Below are 21,447 nucleotides of genomic sequence, written 5' to 3' on the forward strand. Positions count from 1 at the left end.
AATATTAATAACTAAAAAAATACACCTGAATTTACTTCAGGTGTATCTTGAAGAAAATTTATCTTTTATCTTTTTCTAATTTATAAAGAGCCACGACTTCATTGTCAGTAAGAGCTGCATCATAAATTCTGAATTCGTCCATTAAACCAGTATAGTGAAGCATCCAACTATCAGCACCTCCCCATGGAGCACCCAAATGCTGTTGATAACCACCAATAATAAATTTAGAAACTTCAGAATTAGCTAATTCTCCGTAAGGACCTCCTCCTGTTGTAGGATCGCTTGCATATCTTTTTGAGATAGAAGCTGGTATATCTAACTTTTGTCCATCGATATAAATACTATATGTAGAACTTGTTCCATTGTAAGTCCAAACTACATGTTTCCATGCCCCAAACATATTGGCTAAAACATTAGTTCCTCCATGCTCAATAAATTGTCCCGACCAAGGAATACTTGGTGTAACATCTTTTTGAATGTGATTTTTCAAAAGCATTGTTGTTGCTGGTCCTGTTCCTTCAATAAGGGTAAAAATATTTCCCCAAAAATCTGTTTTTTTAGGAAGCATGAACAATGACTGTGCACCACCTGTGTGTGGATCTGTTTTAATCCACATTGAAACTGTTACACTTTTTAAATTTACTACTGAATTTGCAACTGTATTGTAAGAAATAAAAGAACTTGGAGATCCTTTATAAGCCTCTCCTTTTATACCTGTTTCATAAGTTACATTTGTAGCTGATCCGTCTGTTATGCTATTTTTTGAATCGGATATATTGCCATCAAAACTAAATTTAGATACTAAGTGAGCAGCTGCAACATCATCTGAATTCTCATATCCTCCAATTGACTCATACGGAATTGGACTATTTACTTTATCAATACTATCCTCGCAGCCAGCAAACAATGCTGAAGCTAAAACAAAAGAAAGCATGAAAATAGATTTATTTTTTTTCATTTTTAATATCTTTAAGAATTAATAACCAGGATTTTGAGCTGATAAACCATCTGCTTGTCTGATGAATGAGGCCGGAATAGGAAATAATTCGTTTTTACCTTCCGTAAAAGTTTTTCCATCTACTGCAAAAGCAGCTTTAGCCTGACCTGTACGCACTAAATCAAAAAATCTGTCGTGCTCAAAAGCCATTTCTACTCTTCTTTCTTTCCAAATTGCAGTTCTAACATCTGCTTGAGAAACTGCTGGGGTATTTCCTAAACCTGCTCTGTTTCTAATTTGGTTTAATAATGGAATAGCGTCCGAAGTTTGTCCTAGTTCATTTAATGCTTCTGCTTTCATTAATAAAACCTCAGCGTATCTTAAGTATTTAATATCGACATCTGTTTCCCAAGCACTAGTATATAATGATGAGTAAGCTTTGTAGTTATATCTTTCGTTTTCAACTGTTGTTGGAATTAGTCTTCCATCATATAAAGTTTGTCCTCTAAAAATGATAGTTGCAGCTTTTCTAACGTCGCCTGGTTCATAAGCATTTACTAAACTTTGAGATGGTGTATTAAAACCCCAGCCCCAACCACCAGTACCACGAGCTCCTTGTGTGTTAGAATAACCTTCTATTCCTTTAGCCGGAACAGCTCCTTGTGCATAAATTTCAAAAATTGATTCTGAATCAAATTTTCCTGACGCTCTGTACATTGATGCATAATCGCTAACAATAGAATAACCTGTAACTTTATTAGCATTATCGATTACTTGCTGCCATTTCTTTTGGTACAAACTCACTTTTGCTAAAAGTGCATATGCCGCACCCTTTGAAGCTCTTGATTTTTCATTAGCCCCATAAGCTGTTTTTTCAGGTAATGCTGCAATAGCATCATTTAAATCAGCTTCAATAAAAGCATATACTTCAGCACTTGTTTTACGTGTTAACTGCATAATTCTGTCTGAGTCTGAACCCGGAACTGGTAAATGATCTACAATTGGCACTCCACCATAACATTTTACCAAAGTAAAATACATGAAAGCTCTTAAAAACTTAGCCTCACCAGCTAATCTGTTTCTTAAGGTAACATTTACTTTATCTAATTTTGGAAGTATATTTAAGGCCTGGTTACATCTGTTTATTCCATCATAATTAGCAATAAAAGTACTTTCGGCAGAAGGATTAGAAGCATTATAAGTCAACGCATCCAATACATCTTTATCTGTTCCTGTATCTCCGGCAGAAGATCCTTTATCAGCATCATCAGATGTGATACTTGATAACCCGATCCAGCCGAATGAAGTCATATCCCAATTTAAAAACTTGTTATAAATTGCTGTCACGAACTGAGCTGCTCCTGCATCATTATTAAATAACTCTACATCGCTTGTCAAAATAGATTCTGTTTGATCTACATCTAAATAATCGTCTGCACATGCTGTAAAAAAGAACGCTGATAATACAAACGTTGTTATATATATCTTTTTCATAATATTAAAATTTTAAATTAGCACCAAGTACAAATGATCTTAAAGTTGGGTAAGCATCCAGCTCAACACCTTGATTTCCATAAGGATTTCCATCTCCGTTTAATTCTGGAGAGAATCCTGAGAATTTTTGCGTAATAAATGGATTAATTGCATTTACATAAATTCTACATGCACTTATGAAACTACCTTCTTGCAATGGTAATTTGTATCCTAGGGTAATGTTATTGATTCTAAAAAAGTCACCTGATTCTAAGTAATAAGTAGAAGCCACCGGTACCTGATTAAAAGGTGCAGGATTTGAAGCTGTTACATTATTTGGTGTCCAAAAATCAGTAGCGATTGAGTTTTCTATGTTTTCTCCAAAAAAACGCTGTGCTTTTTTCCCGTTGTATACTTTTGCACCAGCAGTACCATAACCATCAACCGAAAAATCAAAGTTTTTGTAGTTGAATCCTAAAGAAACTCCATAATTAGATTTTGGTAAACTAGAACCAACATATTTTTTATCAGTTTCAGCCAAAGCATCTTGCGCTACTGCATTTCCTGCAGCATTGTAGTAAAGCATTTTTCCGTTTGCAGGATCAAAACCAGCGTACTCATAGACATAAAAGCTTCCTAATGGCTGACCAATAGTACTATTATCAAGTAATTTAGTATTTTGACCGTTTCCTAATCCTCCTCCAATCGTTTGAGATAAGATGACACTCTTTAAGCTTGTAAGCTCATTTTTATTGTTAGAAAAGTTACCTCCAATATAATAGCTGAAATTTTCACCAACCTTATCATCCCAGCGTAAAGAGATTTCATAACCTTTGTTAGACACTTCTCCAACGTGTGCTGGTGATTGGTCTGTAAGACCTGAGGTAATATAAGGTTTTGTATATAAAATTACATTTGACGTATTTTTGTCATACACATCAAAAGTTCCTTTTAATCTGCTGTCTAAAAATTCAAAATCTAAACCGGCAGAAGATTCCTCTGTAACCTCCCAAGATAAGCTAGGGTCAATCTGAGAACTAATTGTAGTACCTTCATTTAGAATAGAGCCTCCTAAATAAGCAGTTTTTCCAGAAACGTAAGACTGATTGTTAAGAGGAACATTTTGATTACCTAATTTACCCCAGCTTCCTCTTAATTTTAATAAATTAAGTCCTTTAACATCAGCCATAAAACTTTCTTTGGTAATGATCCACCCTGCCCCAAAGGCTGGGAAAGTTCCCCAACGATTGTCTTGTCCAAAGTTTGAAGATCCATCACGTCTAACTGTTCCTGTCAGTAAATATCTATCTAATAATTTATATTGAAAACGACCTAGATAAGATGCTAATTTAGTTTCGTTAAAAACTTCATCTTTATAACTTGTTACGTTTGTTGCATATTCAACATCTTTTAATGACCAATAGTTCGAATCTGGATTTACATTTTTTCTTACTATAGTTAATTTCTCTCTAGCTCCTTTAACATAGGTTTCAATACCTGCAGTTACTTCTATATCATGTATTTCATTAAATACTTTATTATAAGTTAAGTAGTTAGACAAACTCCAGTTATAGTATTGTTCTCTTCCTTTTGTTAATGCATTTATATTAGATGTTGGAAACTCTTTTTCATAATCACTTGATACTTTATTAGGGTTTGCAGCTAACCAAATATTTTTTGTATCATCATAATTATATTGTTTCCAAGTATAATATTCACCATTAAATTGTGAGGTAAATTTTAATGATTTAAAGATTTCATAATCTAATTTCAATCCACCTTGTAAAGTAATACTACGTTGTTGTTCATCATAAAAATTTAATTGCGCGACTGGATTTCCAACATTATTAATTGAGTTCCCAGTTTCACTTGCAAAACCATCTTCTCCATAACGAGCAACTCCATATTTGCCATCAGCAAAATATACAGGTACAATAGGTGATTGTTTGTAAGCAGCTGTAAAAGCTGATAATGGTTTTGGAGTAGATTTAGTAGAGGTTAAACTAAAGTTTTGAGTTAAAGTCAGTTTCTTAGAAATTTTATATTCATTGTTATTTCTAAAAGTAGTACGACCATAATCTAAACCGTTCAATATTGCTTTTTCTTCATAATTTCCTAAACTGAAAAAGTACTTAATATTTTCAGTAGCCCCTGAAACAGATATGTTGTTTTGAGTATAACTTCCTGTTCTTGTAATTTCATCAAACCAATCTGTATTAACAGGCTGATCCTGAGAATAGTTAGTAGATTGCAAAGCCGAATTAGTATAGTGCGCGTATTTATTACTACCCGCCATTTTTACTTTTTTAAGTGGAGTTCTTACACCTCCAAAACTTTCAATTTCAACAGAAACTTTATCACCTTTACCTTTTTTAGTAGTAATAATGATAACTCCATTTGCGGCTCTTGTACCATAAATAGCTAGTGCAGAAGCATCTTTTAAAATGTCATACGAAGTAATATCATTTGTATTGATATTGTTGATGTTTTCTGTTGCCATACCATCTACAATATACAAAGGTGATCTCCCACCTATTGCCGTACCCAAACCTCTAATTACTACAGAAGGTGTACTTCCTGGTAAATCAGAAGAAGTCACTTGTACACCAGCCGCTTTACCCTGAATAGCCTGAGATGCGTTTAGAACCTTTGTTTTTGCTACTTCTTCTCCTTTTAATGAAGAAATCGCTGTAGTATTATCAATCTTTTTTCTAGTACCGTATCCAATTACAACAACTTCCTTTAAAGCAGTATCAGCTGCTTCTTTTAAAGTAATTGTCATTGGTGCGGCAGTTGCCGGTACAGAAACTGGATCAAAACCTAACATAGAGATTTTTAAAATGTCTCCTGGCTTTGCATTGATTGTAAAGTTTCCGTCGAAATCTGCATCAGCAGTTGCTCTGGCATCAGATGAAGCAATAACTGCTCCGGGAATTCCCATTCCGCTGCTGTCAACTACTTTCCCTTTAATTGCTTGTGCTTGTCCAGACATATAAGCTGGCAACAATAAGAGCACAAATAAGCTAAAAATAAAATTTTTCATACAGTTTGTAATCGTTTAAGTTAGTAGAGCCAAATTAAGCAATTACAACGTTGTAGTACATCAAATACCACTACAGCATAGCTACATCATTATGTTAAAAATTAAGCATATACTAATGATTATCAATATTATAAATGTTAAATTAATTTCATTAACATTCCCTTATGATGTAGTAATGATGTATTGCAATTATGTAAATTTTGATGTATAAAAATATAAATTCCGTAAAAAACAAACTCAATTCTTACACAGTTAATAAAAACTTTGACAGGTTTTCGTCCTGAGTTAGATTTAATTTCTTTCTAAGACGATATCTGTGCAGTTCTACACCTCTAAAAGAGATGTTCATCATAGGTGCAATTTCCTTTGAAGAAAGGTTCATTTTAAGGTAAACACAGAGTTTTATATCCTTTGGAGTTAAGTGTGGATATTTTTTAGAAAGATTTATAATAAACTCATTATGGATTTGATTTAAATTGGTCTCAAATATTTCCCATTCGTGTTTATTAACTTCATTTATTTTGATTGCTTTTTTAATTTCACTTTTAAGTTTATTGAAATCTTTTTCAGAATCTAAAATACTTTGGATATTATCAATCATTTCGCTCTGTTTGGCAATAGAAAGCGATTTTCCGGCAACCTCAGAAGATTTTGTCTGCAATTCCAATTCTAAAATATGTTTCTCATATTCCTGAATATTTAATTCATTTTCCTTTTTTAATTCCATTTCAAGAATTTCACGCTGGTGTTTTAATTCTTCAGCCTGCAATTTTAATTTTTGTGTATAACGAAGTTTATTCCATTTATAATAGAAAAACAATACTGCTCCTATTAATAACAGATAAAGAAGAATCATCCAAAAGGAGAAATACCAAGGCTGTGCAACTTTAAAATCAAAACTGGCAACTTTATCATAATTGGCTCCGTCATGTTTAAAAATCACTATTGAATGTGAACCACTACTTAAATTATTTAAAACTATAGCTCCGTTTGAAACTGGAATATAATTTCTGCCTTTATTGATCTGATAAAATAAATTTGGTTTGCTTGCACCGTAAATTCCAGAAATGACATTTATCCTAAGTTCTGTGTTGTGTTTTATTTTTCCATCGTTCTCCAGCAGTTCATTATCATTGTAAGCTTCAACTTTAACGCCTTTATTTTGTTCATTTTGATATCCCAACTGAAGTGAAATAAAACCGTCATCAAGATTTAGCAAATAATGGTTTTGACTTCTGAAAATTCTCAGATTTTCGTTAATGAGCTTTCCTTTATAATATTTCTCCTGAATAATATTCCAGATAAACTTATTGCCGTGCGAATAGATATGATATAAAATTCCGTCCTGAAGCACCATAAAGTGATCCTTGTCGATTGCTACAACGTCAGAGATATTTTTGAAATTGGTATTGAACAATTCATTTTCTTCTAATTTATTGGAAATAGAATTAAACGTATACCAAACATTATTAATCAGAAAAAGGATTTCATTTCTAAATTCAAAAATCTTAACACCAAAATCGTTTTTGATTTTACTTTGCTGCGTGATATTTTCAACTTTTATCGTTTTAAAATTATCATCCAGAAAAACCCGATATAATCCGCGGTAATTATCAGCTGCCCAAATTTCATTTTTTTTATTTTGGGCTACATATTTAATGGGTTTCGAAAGATCATTTATTCTTATATTCTGCGATAGTTTTAATGCATCATCGTAAACTAAAACCCCGCTGTAGGTTGACTGAAAATAAGTGTCATTAATAGTACTTTTTGATAAGTTCCAGCCTCCGCTTACATTATTTATTTTTGCCAAAGCTCCATTTTCATAGCAAAAAGTTCCATCATTATGACCTATAACATATTTACTGCCAATTTTAGTAATATTCCAGCCCTGCCCTTGTGTGTTTGGCAGCATTTTAAAATTACCCGAATCAAATTCAAAAATTCCGTGATTTGAAGCAATCAAATAACCTTTATCAATAGTAGCAACAGAATATACAGATCCCAGAATTCCAGAATTATCGTAAAAGAATGAAATAGGAGAATTAACCTCAACATGAGCTAGTCCGTTATCGAGACCCAACCACAAATCTTCTTCTTTATCAAAACCAATACTTAAAACCGAATTGTTCATTAGAACATTATTCCGGTCAATATTTTTAAAAGTATTATTATTGAAATCGTAAATAAAAACACCTTTGTTTCCGGTACCGATAACCAGTTTATTATTTTTAATAAACTTAGCAACATTAATTCCGTTTGATTTTAAAGTTTCATTTAATGGATTATTCCAGGGTTTTAAGCCTCCGTTTTCAACTATAAAAATGCCTTTCTTTTGTGTAAAAATATAGGTTTTGTTTTTGTCCTTTTCTATCGCATGAACAACCGTATTTTTTAAAACATCCCAGCCTTTTGGACTTGCAATTTTGAAACCTTTCATTTTAAAAAGTCCTTTATTGACCGAAGCCACATAAAGATCATTATCGACTACAAAACAATAGGATATTAAAAAGGGAAATTTAATTTTTTGGATGTGTTTTCCATCGTAAATGAAAACATCATTGAAAGACTGAAAATATAACGAACCATTAAACCTGAAAATTTTCCAGATTTCTTCATTGTCTTTTTCAGCAAATAAGCGAAGATTTTTGGTAATTGAAACATAACGCATTTTACCATTTTCCCTGTGCCAATATCCAAACTCTTTATAGGAACCCGAGTAAATTCGATCTCCTTCTATTAAAATAGAACGAATAATAGTTTTGTTTGGCAGAGCATATTTTTCCCAAATAACGCCATCATAACGCAATAAATAATGGTTATTAGCAAAATACATGGCTTTATCCTTACCCTGAGCAACATTCCATATTTGATTGTCGCCCTGATAATCTGATTTATTATAATTTTCTACGAAAGGAAGTAATTCTTGTGCTTGGATTTGAAAAGCAGCGAAAAACAAGAAAATTGATTTTAAAAGTATCGATTTCAAGATATTCGGTTTTAAATTCAAAGATACTGACAAATATTGATTTTTTGGCGCAAAAAAGCCTCTCAATCGAGAGGCTTTTTTTATAACAAAATTTATTTTTCTAATTTTCTAATAATAAATAAACCTGGTTTGCGATTTCATATTCTTCATCAGTTGGTACAACCAAAACTTTAGTTTTTGAATTTGGTGTGTTGATTTCTCTTATTTCTTTAGAGCGAATCTGATTCTTTTCATTGTCAATTTCAATTCCAAAATAATCCATATCGGTACAAATCAGTTTACGCATGTATGAAGAATTTTCGCCAATTCCTGCAGTAAAAATAATAGCGTCTAATCCGTTTAAAGCTGCTGTATAGGAACCTATAGTTTTCCTGATTCTGTAGGCATTCATTAATAAAGCCAATTGACAGTCTTTATTTCCTTCTTCGGCTTTAGATTCAATATCACGAAGGTCGCTATAACCCGTTAGACCAAGCATACCGCTTTGTTTCAGCAAAATAGAATTTACTTCATCTGGTGTATATCCTAAATTTTTAACCATATAAAAAATAACAGATTGATCTATGTCACCCGCACGAGTTCCCATAACCAAACCATTTGCCGGAGAAAATCCCATTGTCGTATCGATGCTTTTTCCATCTTTTACAGCGGTCATACTGCAGCCGTTTCCTAAATGGATTGTAATTATTCTTGAACCTTTTTCTAAATAACCTGTGGCTTTTTCTGAAACATATTTATGACTTGTTCCGTGAAAACCATATACACGAACTTTATGTTCTGTTAAAAGGAAATTTGGAATGGCATATTTATAAGCTTCAACCGGAATTGTCTGATGAAAAGCAGTATCAAAAACGGCTACTTGTTTAGCGCCGGAAAAAATTTCTTCGGCTACATTTATCCCTACTAAATGAGCAGGATTATGAAGCGGGGCCAGCTCTGAAAGCTCTTTTATTTTCTCCTTAACTTCTTCGGTAATTATAGTTGTATTTGAGAAATAACTCCCGCCATGCACTACTCTATGACCAACTGCGGTAATTTCTGAAGTCGTTTTTATAACCCCTTTTTCAGTATCTAAAAGCATATCCGCAACCTTTTGCAAACCAATTTTATGCGTTTGAATAGGCAATATTTCTTCATAGGAAGTTGCAGCTGTTTTAAAAGTAATATTTGACGTTTCTAAACCAATTCTATCGATCATTCCGGTACAAATTACTTCGTTTGCCGGCATAACCATTAATTGATATTTTATTGATGAACTTCCTGAGTTTATAATTAATATTTTCATTTTTTTAAAGGTGCTAAGATGCTAAGTCGCTAAAGGTGCTGAGTTATTTTTATTTTAAACTATATTGTAATCCTGAGCGAAATCGAGGGGCTCGTCAAACAAAAAAGGGCTTCGACTTCGCTCAGCCTGACATATTTTTTTTAATTTATTTTATACAGTATGCTTGTAAATTTATAATTAATTATAATCCCTGTGCCTGAATTGCCGTAATTACAACTGTATTGATGATATCATCAACTGTACAGCCGCGGCTTAAATCATTTACAGGTTTATTTAGACCTTGTAACATTGGCCCTATTGCCAAAGCTCCTGTTTCTCTTTGTACGGCTTTATATGTGTTATTTCCGGTATTTAAATCAGGGAAAATAAGTACGCTCGCTTGTCCTGCTACTTCAGAATCCGGCATTTTGCTTTTTCCTACTTCACGGTCAACCGCAGCATCGTATTGAATTGGGCCTTCAATTTTTAAATCAGGACGTTTTTGTTTTACAATTTCGGTTGCGGTTCTCACTTTATCAACTTCATCTCCTTTTCCTGAAGCACCGGAAGAATAAGAAAGCATGGCAATTTTGGGTTCAATCCCGAAAGCTGAGCTAGATTCTGCCGATGAAATGGCAATTTCCGCTAATTGTTCAGCAGTTGGGTTTGGATTAATGGCACAATCTCCAAAAACAGAAACCCTGTCTTCTAAACACATAAAAAATACGGATGAAACTACAGATGAATTTGGTTTTGTTTTGATGAATTGAAGTGCCGGTAAAATAGTATGCTGCGTTGTATGTGCTGCGCCCGAAACCATTCCGTCTGCGTGGCCTTTATATACCATCATCGTTCCGAAATACGAAACATCTTCCATTAAATCCCTTGCCATTGTAATACTTACGTTTTTAGCTTTTCTAAGCTCGTAATAGGTATTAGCGTAATCTTCGTAAAGTTCAGATTCTGTTGGATTAATGATTTTTACTTTCGAAAAATCAAGTGAAATTCCTAATTCAGTAACTTTGCTTTCAATTTGTTTTTTATCACCAATAATTGAAATATCAACTACATCCATAGCTAAAAGCCTTGAAGCCGCGATAATAATCCTGTCATCATTTCCTTCCGGAAGAACAATATGTTTTCGATGCTGTCTGGCTCTTTTAACCATGTTGTATTGAAACATTTTTGGTGTCATACCTTCTGCTTCAAAAGTGATTAATCTTTCAGATAAAGCGTCGTTATCTACATATTTTTCAAATGTAGTAATTGAAGTTTCAATCTTGTGCGTATTGTTAGCGTAGATTTCAGATTTAATAGATCCTATTTTGTTTGTAATATGGTAAGTACCGCCATCAACAGCAATAATTGGAACAATGGCCGAAAGTCCTTCAATCAGCTTTAAAATACTTTCCTCCGGAACTATATTTCCTGTTAGAATTATTCCTGAAATAGTTGGATAATTTGCTGATTCATTTGCCTGTAAAGCTCCCAAAATAATATCTGAACGATCTCCTGGTGTAATCACAAGTGCATTGTTGTGTAAATGAACTAAATAGTTATGCAATTGCATAGCTCCAACACTAAAATGCCCAATTTCATTATTTAGGTAATTTTCTCCAAACAAAACTTTTGCATCAAGCTCATTTACAATTTCCTGCATTGTAGGGTTATTTAAACTTGAAACCAGCGGAATTGTATTTACCAAAACATTTGGAGGAAGGCTTTTTTGAAGGCTTTTTGTAACTAATTCAATATTTTCGGGCTGTACTTTATTGGCAAAAACAGATAAAACTTCAACCTCTTTTACTTTGAAAGAATCGTAAACCAAATATAAACTATCCACTAGTTCTTCTAAAGTTTTTCCTATTCCTGAGCCAATAATTATGGTTGGAATTCCGAGATTTTTTGCAATTAAAACGTTCAAATCTAATTCGATAGAAGTTCCTTCGCCTGTAAAACTCGTTCCTTCAACTAAAACAAAATCAAATCGTTCTTCCAGTTTTTTATATTTCTCAATAATTAAATCCAGAACCTCTCCTATCTTTCCTTTGTTTTTCTTTTTAATCAGTTTGCTTTTTGTAATGGCATACGCATCTTCAAAATCAATATCAAGGTTAAAATAAGACAAAACTGTTTCGATATGATTATCTACTTCACCATCAACAAAATCTTCGATTATAGGCCTGAAATAACCCACTTTAGCCGTTTTACCAATCAAAATACTCATTAAGCCGAGTGTAATTATCGACTTTCCGCTGTTTTGATCGCTTGTGGCTATATATATCGCTTTACTCATAATTATTTATATTTTATTCTAAATAGTAATTTAAACAAAATCAAATTTTCTTAGTAGAAATAAACGTTAAAACCAACGTCTTTTCTTGAAATAAATGATTAATCCCAATACCAGCATAAACATGATGCCCATCACTACAAAATAGCCATTTTCTGTTTTAAGTTCCGGCATGTTTTCGAAGTTCATTCCGTACACTCCAACTATAAATGTCAGCGGAATAAATATGGCTGAAATGATAGTCAAAGTTTTCATGATTTCATTCATTTTTCGACTTTGTTCCGAAAAATAAAAATTAGAGGCACTTTCGAGCGCACTCATATCTGATTCAATCTGTTCTAAAAGTTCTAGACTCTTTTGATGAAGTCTGATAAAGAAATTAAATGTGTCTTTTTTAATCAGGCCGTTATTTTCATCATCATCTTTAATCGTTTTTAGATAATATAACGAATCCCGAAGCGGAACAATTGAGCGTTTTAAAAAATTAAAATTATCCCTATGATTCTCAATTTTCTCTAAAATAACAGGATCAGCACCCTTTTTAGTTAAATTGATTAATTCTTCGATCTTATCTTCTTCATCTTCAATGGTAATATAGAAGTTTTCCATTACGGCATCTAAAAGTAAATACAAAAGATAATCTACTTTTTTGGTTCTAACAATTCCCGCATGCGTGCGAAGACGTTCGCGAATATGGGTAAAAAAATCACTTCGTTTTTCCTGAAATGAAATTAAAATTCCGTCTTTTAAAATAAAGCTAATTTGTTCTACGCTAATATTATCTGAATATTCAGAAGGCAAAAGTGATTTTATATTAAAGAATAAAACATTTTGCTGTTGTTCTAACTTGGTTCTTTTGGTTGTGTTTAAAATATCGGCAAGTAAAAAATCATCCAGTTTAAAATGTGCACCAATTGTTTTAATAAGATTGATGTCATTTAAACCGTGAATATTCAGCCAGTTATTTTTAGAATAATCAAAACAAGAATTCAAGGCCAGAACTGTAAATTTATCATATTCAACGACATCGGCATCATCATAAACAAAAAGCTGCATTTCGGTTTCATGTTCTTTATGTGAGCCTGTATATTCTAAAGTAATGTGTTGGAGCTTGCGTCCCTTTTTGTATTTAATCTTTCTCATTCAAAAAAATTTACAATAGTAATATTACGAAAAAGAATCCGAACAGGAAATGACAATTGTCATTTTTGATAGGAATTGTGGGGTAATTCAAAATAATAATTACATTTATTTAAAATTAAATTGTCTCTAATATTTTATTATGATGATGAGCTAAAAATTATTAAAAAATAATAATCTCAATTCCTGAATCAGAAAAAAAGAATCCTATACAAATAATTACTACTTTCTTAATAATTGCTTTTTTTGGGTTAGGAATTCAATCTACAAAAGCACAAGTCAAACAAACGATTACACAACAACACCAAGACAGTATAAAAACAAAATTGAGCAATGATATCATAGAATACAAAGGAATTGTTATTGACAAGGATACTGACGAACCAATACCAGGTGTTCAAATAATTATAAAAGGAACTATAATTATAACTATAACTGATATTAATGGCGAATTCACGATTAAAGCAAAAAAAAGTAATATTTTAATATTCAAGTTCATAAGTTATGAAATCGAAGAATTTAAGCTTAAAAAAAAACCTAAAATCATGCTCAAAATGGAGCGAATACCAACTCCGGGAGTTGTAATCATTACAAAAATAGATGATGATCAATAAAACAAAAAAACCGAGTCATTTCTGAATCGGTTTGATATAAACTTTCGATATTATTTATTGTGCGTAAACCGTATATGACAAGTTCGTAAATACTCCGTTTTTTACTTCAAAAACTTCTGGAGTTACAATTTTAGTTTGTAATGCATCTCCTTTTACAGCTTTAAAACTAAATGTGCCAGAAACTGTCTTTTTATTTGGATCCATAGCGGTAATTGTTATTTTTCCAGAAACAGGAATGTGTTCTGTATAAGTATTTCCCTCAATTAGATACGAATTTATGAATAACGCATCGCTAGTCTGTAATTGTTTATCTTCTTCGTCTATCTCTTCATAAAAATTATATTCTTTTAATGGCATTGCGTCTTCAGTAGTAATAGCACTTTCGCATGCTAGCATAAGCATTTTTGAATCGTCTTGAATGTTAATATCAAAACGCTGACCCATTCCTGGTATTTTAATTAAAGTCACACTATTGATTTTTGTAGGTTTCCAGTCTGCTCCATTTATAACAGCAGAAACTGAGTTTTCATTATCAACAGCATTATCATCGTTGTCACTGCTGCATCCCGTAAATAGAACAGTCAAGAAGATAAGCCCAAGGCTTAAGATTTTTTTCATGGCATTTTTTGTTTTAGGTTATTTTTCCCAAAACTAAGCTAAAATCCAATAATTAAATTGCGGGAAACCTCATTTTGCGAAGTTTTTTTTTATTAAATCGGCCTTAATTTACTTAACACTGAAACACAGCGATTTAACACATATAGATAAAAAAAACCGAGTCATTTCTGACTCGGTTTCTTAATACTTAGTACTAATTACTTAATACTTATTTTACTTCTTCGAATTCAACGTCTTCAACATTGTCTCCAGATTGCTCTTGTTGTGGAGCAGCTTGTTGACCTTCACCACCTTGAGCGTACATTGCTTCTGTAGCTGTTTTCCAAGCTGCATTTACATTGTCTAATCCTTTTTGGATTGCCTCAAGATCTTGAGATTGGTGAGCAAATCTTAATTCAGTTAAAGCAAATTCGATAGCTGTTTTTTGATCATCTGTTAATTTATCTCCCAATTCTTTCAATTGACTTTCAGTTTGGAAAATAGTACTATCAGCTTCGTTCAATTTCTCAGCTCTTTCTTTTGCAATTCTGTCAGCATCAGCATTAGCTTCAGCATCTTTTTTCATTTTTTCGATTTCTTCAGCTGTTAATCCAGAAGAAGCTTCGATACGGATATCGTGAGATTTTCCAGTTCCTTTATCAGTTGCAGAAACTTTGATGATACCATTAGCATCGATATCGAAAGTTACTTCGATTTGAGGAACTCCTCTTGGTGCTGGTGGAATACCATCTAAGTGGAAACGACCGATAGTTTTGTTATCAACTGCCATAGCTCTTTCTCCTTGTAATACGTGGATTTCAACAGATGGTTGAGAATCAGCAGCAGTAGAGAATACTTGAGATTTTTTAGTTGGAATAGTTGTGTTAGACTCGATTAATTTAGTCAATACACCACCCATAGTTTCGATACCTAAAGAAAGAGGTGTTACGTCAAGTAACAATACATCTTTTACATCTCCAGATAAAACTCCACCTTGAATAGCAGCTCCAATAGCAACAACCTCATCAGGGTTAACACCTTTAGAAGCTTTTTTACCGAAGAATTTTTCAACTTCGTCAGCGATTCTTGGCATACGAGTAGAACCTCCTACAAGGATAACTTCGTCGATATCAGATGTAGATAAACCTGCATCTTTTAATGCTTTAGCAACTGGCTCCATAGAACGTTTTACTAAAGTATCAGATAATTGCTCAAATTTAGCTCTTGATAATTTTTTCACTAAGTGTTTTGGTCCAGAAGCAGTAGCCGTTACGTATGGTAAGTTGATTTCTGTTTCAGCAGAAGATGATAATTCAATCTTAGCTTTCTCTGCAGCCTCTTTCAAACGCTGTAATGACATTGGATCTAAACGTAAGTCAATACCTTCTTCAGATTTGAATTCGTCAGCTAACCAGTCAATAATAACCTGGTCAAAATCATCTCCACCTAAGTGAGTATCACCATTTGTAGACAATACTTCAAATACACCGTCTCCTAATTCAAGAACAGAGATATCAAAAGTACCTCCACCTAAATCGTAAACAGCAATTTTTTGATCAGTTCCTTTTTTATCTAATCCGTAAGCAAGTGCAGCAGCAGTTGGCTCATTGATGATACGCATAACTTTAAGACCAGCGATTTCACCAGCTTCTTTAGTAGCCTGACGTTGTGCATCGTTAAAGTAAGCAGGAACAGTAATAACCGCTTCAGTTACAGTTTGACCTAAATAGTCTTCAGCAGTTTTTTTCATTTTTTGAAGTGTCATTGCAGACAATTCTTGAGCAGTGTATAAACGACCGTCAATATCCACACGTGGCGTATTGTTGTCACCTTTTACAACACTGTAAGGAACTCTTTTTGCCTCTTCTTGAGTTTCAGCAAAAGTATGTCCCATAAAACGTTTAATAGAAGCAATCGTTTTTGTAGGATTCGTTACTGCTTGTCTTTTTGCAGGATCACCTACTTTAATCTCTCCACCTTCAACAAAAGCGATGATAGATGGTGTAGTTCTTTTTCCTTCTGCGTTAGGGATAACAACTGCTTCGTTACCTTCCATTACAGAAACACAAGAGTTCGTCGTACCTAAGTCAATTCCGATTATTTTACCCATTTTTTATATATTTAATTTTGATTTATTTTTTATAACTCAGGTGGCATAAGTCAATCTTTGTGCCAAGATAAAAAACCAAAGTAAATTGTCAGTTTTAATATTGGCACGACAATAATCATCTGACAACATGACATTTTTAAAGACTGACAACTGTGGCATAAGGATATAAATATGTCATAATTAAGGAGCTTATTCCCGCTATCCGCTATATCTTTTATGGCCTCGTTAAAGAAACGAGACCATAAAAGGATGTCGCTTCTATCGGGGCTAGGACACTCATTTTTATTAGAACTTTTCATTATTATCAAATCAGAATAATTTTTAATTAAATACTGAATTAAGTACATTAGCATTTTTCTAAATCCAAAAAATGGAAAATTACAGCATCATTATATTTATACTCGCCATTGTTATAGGTTTATCTGCCTTTGCTGATAAAGCAAAACTTCCCTACCCTATTCTTCTGGTAATTGTGGGAATTGCGATTGGTTTTATTCCAACCATGACCGAAATTCAGATCAATCCCGAAATTATCTTTTTGATATTTTTGCCGCCTTTATTATATGATGCTTCGTTTAATATATCACCAAAGGATTTCAAAACCAATCTCAATACAATCAGTACGCTGGCGATAACTTTAGTTTTCCTAACTACCTTTTGGATTGCCGTGGTAGCTCATTATATGATTCCAAATATAACCTGGCCGCTGGCATTTGTACTTGGCGCCATACTTTCTGCAACCGATGCCGTCGCCGCTGTAAGCATTACAAAAGGACTTGGAATATCTCATAAAACCATTACGATTCTTGAAGGCGAAAGTCTTATAAACGATGCTTCGGCACTTGTTGCCTATCGTTTTGCCGTTGCAGCCGTAATGGGATCTGCTTTTGTAATTTGGAAAGCAACCCTTCAGTTTGTTTTTTTATTAGGAGGAGGTTTTCTTGTTGGGATGGTTATTGCAAAAATTTTAGCTTTTATATTAAGTAAAGTACATAAAAACACCAATGTTACCATTAGTTTCATGTTATTGATGCCTTTTATAGCCTACTTAGTAGCAGAACAATTTCACGTTTCAGGAGTAATTGCGGTAGTAGTTTCTGGGCTGGCAATTGCCCGTTTCAGCAAAAAAATATTTCCCGAAAACTTAAAAAATAGTTCCAGAAGTCTTTGGGACATTATCATCTTTTTATTAAACGGATTAATCTTTATTTTAATTGGTCTTAATTTTAGATACATATTAAAAGATATTGATAACCACATGATTCTCCCTTATATAGGATACGCTTTTATTATTACAATTGTAGCTTTATTAATTAGAATGGTTAGAGTATTTCTTCAAAAAATAAATCTTCAAAAAGCCTTTAAAAAAAATCGCGGCGGAAAAAGAAAAGTTAGTGAAGATGCTCTTTTAGACTTTAACAATAGTATTATTCTAGGCTGGTCTGGAATGCGCGGTATCGTATCTCTTGCCATTGCTATTGGACTTCCAAAATTCCTTGAAGACAGCACTCCGTTTCCCGAAAGAAATACAATCATTTTTATTTCTGTTGCAGTCGTGCTTTTTACGCTTATCGGGCAGGGACTTACGCTTCCGTGGATCGTTAAACGATTAAATGCTAAAAGTGAAAAAGAACAAAAAATAGAATAAATTTTAAAATACCGCCTCAAAATACAATACTATTTTACCTACATTAGCTTCATTAACTTTAACCTAAAACTTCTAATGAAAAAAGTAGTATTATTGGCCATTGCCTTTATTTTCTTTTCAAATTCTTACGCTCAAAAAACCGAATTAAGAGTTTCTTTAGATTCTGGTCTTTCTGCTTTTAGCGGACAAAGTGCAGAATCATCCTCATATATGTCCTTTTCAAATTTTACTGGTTCTGGATATACCAATAATCCGTATGGATCAAAAAATGCGCTTTCTTATGGAGTTTCGTTAAATCTAAAAAGAGTAACCAAAGTTAATTTTATATATGGCATAGGAGTTGGTTACGAAGATCTGCGAAGTAAAACTTCTTTAACAAATGTATTTAATGATGGATCCGAAGCCATACCTGTTTCTGGCGAAACCTTTATGAATGTTAATACCATCAACGTAAACCCATTTGCAGGATACCGTTTTAATGCAGACAAATTTCCTATTGACTTAGCCGCCGGTTTTGATATTGCAAATATCTTAAGTACCAAAGAAAAGGGAGACGCTACTGATGCTTCTGGAAATAAATATACTACGTCTAGAGACAGAAAAACAATCAGTACAGATTTTCGCCCACGAATTCAAATCTCAACAGATTATCAAAAATTTGGTGTTTATCTGGGATACTCTTTCGGATTAAGAAATTATCTGGACGGATATGTTGGCGGGACAAACGAAGCTTATTCAAAAATATTCAGGTTTGGAATTACTTATCAAGTACTATAAAAATTAAATTATTAAACAAAAAAATGAATCAGGAATTACAAAGCCAGTTTGAAGAATTTGAAAAACCATCCATCATTAGAAGAAAACTTTTACCATGGTGGATTAAAACTTTTTGCTGGATTTTTATGCTTATGGGGGCTTTGGGTTTAGCATCATTAATTGGAAATGTCTTTACAGAGAATATTAATTTATCACTTTATGGTTTCTCAAGCAATACAGCCTATTCAGGAGTCGGAGTTTTTATCATTGCAACTATGGCATTTAAAGGTTTTGCCGCTTATTCATTATGGTTTGAAAAAGCAAATGCCATAACAATTGCTAAAATTGATGCTATTGTTGGAATTGCAATTTGTATAGTATCAATGTTTATCATTCCATTTACGACTGGAGATGGGCATATTTCTCTTAGATTAGAAATTCTTCTGCTTATTCCTTATTACATTAAAATAAATAAAATTGAATATGAATGGGATAATTTAGAAACTATTTAAAGTTTCTTTAAAACTTACACTATGAAAAAAAGTATTGCAATTTATGGCGCTTACGGACACACCGGAAAATTTATTATAGCTGAACTTTCAAGAAAAGGATACAAATTAATTCTTTCCGGAAGAGATGAAGATAAACTGCAGCAATTGAAAAAACAATATCCGAATTCGACAATAAAAGCCGCAGATATTAGTGACGCCGGAAGTTTAGACAATGCTTTTTCTGAATCTGAAATTATTATAAACTGCGCAGGTCCATTTTTAGATACTGCAGAACCAATAATTGAATCTGCTTTGAGATTAGGAATTCATTATATTGATTTGAGTGCCGAACAAAAAGCAGTTTTAGATGTATTTGAAAATTATTCTGAAAAAGCCAAAGGCAAAATTTTAATAATTCCTGCTGTTGCATTCTATGGTGGTTTAGGCGATTTATTGAGTACGGCATTAACGCACGATTGGGACAAAATTGATAAAATAAACATTTATATTGGCCTCGATTCATGGTATCCCACAAAAGGAACCAGATTAACGGGCGACAGAAATCATTATACCAGATTAACATTAAAGAACAACCGCTTACAAGAACTGGAACCTGGTACTCCAATAAACTGGAATTTTCAAAACCCAATTGGAATTAAACAAGTTGTAAGTTTACCTCTTTCTGAAATTATTACTATTTCACGTCATTTAAATGTAAATACAATCAATACATATTTGAGTCAAAATTCTTTAGACGATCTTAGAAATAAAGATACTCCGGAACCCGAGCCTATTGACGAAAAGAACAGATCATCACAGCATTTTTCTGTAGAAGTTGTCGCGATAAAAGATAATCTCAAAAGAGCAATTACAGCGCAAGGTCAGGATATTTATGCTGTAACTTCTCCTTTAGTTGTAGAAACTGTAAACAGAATAGTATCTGGCAAAACAGCAAAAACTGGCGTTACTGTTATTGGTGAAATTTTCGACGCCGCTGATTTTTTAAAGTCTTTAAATGAGGATGACATCACAATTTCGGCTATAGAAGAATCTCATTTATAATTTCTCATTAAAAAAAAGTTCAAAAAACCCTGTAAATACAAGGGCTTTGAATTATATTGAATTTTATTTAAAATAAAATAATTTGTCCAATTCCAGAAGTTCGATTGTTATTAGAGTATAACATTAAAACTTTATACAAAATGGAAACAAGAATTAACATTCACGAAAAAGGACAAGACGCTTTAAAAACACTTTACGGAATTGGCGGCTATTTAAAAAAATCAACTATAGAATTAGCTCTTTTAGAATTAGTTTTATTTAGAGTTTCACAAATCAACAGCTGTGCCTATTGCTTAGATATGCATTATAAAGATGCACGTGCCAAAGGCGAAACCGAACAACGTTTATACGGATTAAGTGCATGGAGAGAAACCTCATATTACACAAATCGTGAAAGAGCTGCTTTTGCCTGGGCCGAAGCTGTTACAAAATGTAACGTACCAGATTCAGTTTATAAAGAAGCTGCAAGCGAATTTAACGAACAGGAATTAATCGATTTGACTTTGGCTGTTACAAATATTAACACCTGGAACCGTATTAATCTTGCATTTCCTAACGAGCCTGGAACTTACAAAGTTGGACAATTCGGTTAATCAAAATAATTATCACATAAAAATATTGACATTAAAAAAATAATATCATGAACGAATTTGTATTAATATTCAGAAGAGATTATATTACTAAAGAAACACAGCCTTCTCCGCAGGAATTACAGGATTCACTTAAGCTTTGGCAGGATTGGCTGGGCGGAATCGCTGCTCAGGACAAGCTAGCAAAACCATTACAGCGATGGGATGGTGAAGGTAAAATTGTAAAATCAAACAAAAGTGTAATCAACGGGCCGTATGCCGAAATTAAAGAAGCAATTGGCGGTTTGATTATGATAAAAGCAGCAGATTATGATGAAGCCGTAAGCATTGCAAACGGATGTCCGATTTTAGAATTGGGCGGAAATGTTGAGATTAGAATGGCCGTGGCCGGAGTTTAATAATCTTTTAAAAAACTTCATATTCTCTTAAAAAGAAATTTT

The 21,447-nt window shown here is 33.0% G+C and carries 16 protein-coding genes; 7 read left to right on the plus strand and 9 right to left on the minus strand.

What is annotated here, in order from left to right; genetic code table 11:
* Positions 1-58: 58 nt before the first annotated feature.
* The 7 genes from ASD98_RS15560 to corA form a co-directional block, all read right to left on the minus strand.
* On the minus strand, positions 59-958 hold the full coding sequence (locus ASD98_RS15560; protein ID WP_056205992.1) for a LamG domain-containing protein: 900 nt from the start codon (positions 956-958) through the stop codon (positions 59-61).
* A gap of 18 nt (positions 959-976) precedes the next feature.
* A complete protein-coding gene (locus tag ASD98_RS15565) occupies positions 977-2,431 on the minus strand; it encodes a RagB/SusD family nutrient uptake outer membrane protein (RefSeq protein WP_056205993.1) in 1,455 nt (484 codons plus the stop codon).
* A gap of 4 nt (positions 2,432-2,435) precedes the next feature.
* Positions 2,436-5,453 carry a SusC/RagA family TonB-linked outer membrane protein gene (locus ASD98_RS15570; protein ID WP_056205994.1) on the minus strand — a complete coding sequence of 1,006 codons (3,018 nt, stop codon included), beginning with the start codon at positions 5,451-5,453 and terminating at the stop codon, positions 2,436-2,438.
* A gap of 244 nt (positions 5,454-5,697) precedes the next feature.
* Entirely contained in the window at positions 5,698-8,442 is a 2,745-nt protein-coding gene (locus ASD98_RS15575) for a histidine kinase (protein WP_056206546.1), read from the minus strand.
* A 100-nt stretch (positions 8,443-8,542) separates the two neighbouring features.
* On the minus strand, positions 8,543-9,727 hold the full coding sequence (locus tag ASD98_RS15580; protein ID WP_056205996.1) for an acetate/propionate family kinase: 1,185 nt from the start codon (positions 9,725-9,727) through the stop codon (positions 8,543-8,545).
* Positions 9,728-9,908: 181 nt separating this feature from the next.
* Entirely contained in the window at positions 9,909-12,002 is a 2,094-nt protein-coding gene (gene pta / locus ASD98_RS15585; protein WP_056205998.1) for a phosphate acetyltransferase, read from the minus strand.
* A 66-nt stretch (positions 12,003-12,068) separates the two neighbouring features.
* Positions 12,069-13,142 carry a magnesium/cobalt transporter CorA gene (gene corA / locus ASD98_RS15590; protein WP_056205999.1) on the minus strand — a complete coding sequence of 358 codons (1,074 nt, stop codon included), beginning with the start codon at positions 13,140-13,142 and terminating at the stop codon, positions 12,069-12,071.
* Between the two features lie 323 nt (positions 13,143-13,465).
* On the opposite strand from corA, the gene ASD98_RS24045 reads away from it, so the two are divergent.
* Complete coding sequence (locus tag ASD98_RS24045; RefSeq protein WP_056206002.1) at positions 13,466-13,753, plus strand: carboxypeptidase-like regulatory domain-containing protein; 288 nt, start codon at positions 13,466-13,468, stop codon at positions 13,751-13,753.
* Between the two features lie 54 nt (positions 13,754-13,807).
* Here the strand turns inward: ASD98_RS24045 and ASD98_RS15600 are convergent, their stop codons facing one another.
* Positions 13,808-14,371, minus strand: coding sequence for a DUF6252 family protein (locus tag ASD98_RS15600; protein ID WP_056206003.1), 564 nt, complete (start codon positions 14,369-14,371; stop codon positions 13,808-13,810).
* 208 nt (positions 14,372-14,579) lie between these two features.
* Complete coding sequence (gene dnaK / locus ASD98_RS15605; protein ID WP_056206005.1) at positions 14,580-16,460, minus strand: molecular chaperone DnaK; 1,881 nt, start codon at positions 16,458-16,460, stop codon at positions 14,580-14,582.
* 370 nt (positions 16,461-16,830) lie between these two features.
* Between dnaK and ASD98_RS15610 the strand changes: the two genes are divergently transcribed.
* The 6 genes from ASD98_RS15610 (at position 16,831) to ASD98_RS15635 (ending at position 21,405) form a co-directional block, all read left to right on the plus strand.
* A complete protein-coding gene (locus ASD98_RS15610; protein ID WP_056206010.1) occupies positions 16,831-18,108 on the plus strand; it encodes a Na+/H+ antiporter in 1,278 nt (425 codons plus the stop codon).
* A gap of 75 nt (positions 18,109-18,183) precedes the next feature.
* Positions 18,184-18,885 (plus strand): outer membrane beta-barrel protein, encoded by a 702-nt coding sequence (locus tag ASD98_RS15615; RefSeq protein ID WP_056206013.1) that lies wholly within the window; start codon positions 18,184-18,186, stop codon positions 18,883-18,885.
* Positions 18,886-18,908: 23 nt separating this feature from the next.
* On the plus strand, positions 18,909-19,376 hold the full coding sequence (locus ASD98_RS15620) for a hypothetical protein (protein WP_056206014.1): 468 nt from the start codon (positions 18,909-18,911) through the stop codon (positions 19,374-19,376).
* A gap of 21 nt (positions 19,377-19,397) precedes the next feature.
* The gene (locus ASD98_RS15625) at positions 19,398-20,417 is read left to right on the plus strand and encodes a trans-acting enoyl reductase family protein (RefSeq protein WP_056206016.1); all 1,020 of its coding nucleotides are present in this window, start codon (positions 19,398-19,400) and stop codon (positions 20,415-20,417) included.
* 140 nt (positions 20,418-20,557) lie between these two features.
* A complete protein-coding gene (locus tag ASD98_RS15630) occupies positions 20,558-21,010 on the plus strand; it encodes a carboxymuconolactone decarboxylase family protein (protein ID WP_056206018.1) in 453 nt (150 codons plus the stop codon).
* 47 nt (positions 21,011-21,057) lie between these two features.
* Positions 21,058-21,405, plus strand: coding sequence for a YciI family protein (locus tag ASD98_RS15635; protein ID WP_056206019.1), 348 nt, complete (start codon positions 21,058-21,060; stop codon positions 21,403-21,405).
* Positions 21,406-21,447 lie beyond the last annotated feature (42 nt).

It is taken from the genome of Flavobacterium sp. Root186 (assembly GCF_001428525.1).
GTDB lineage: Bacteria > Bacteroidota > Bacteroidia > Flavobacteriales > Flavobacteriaceae > Flavobacterium.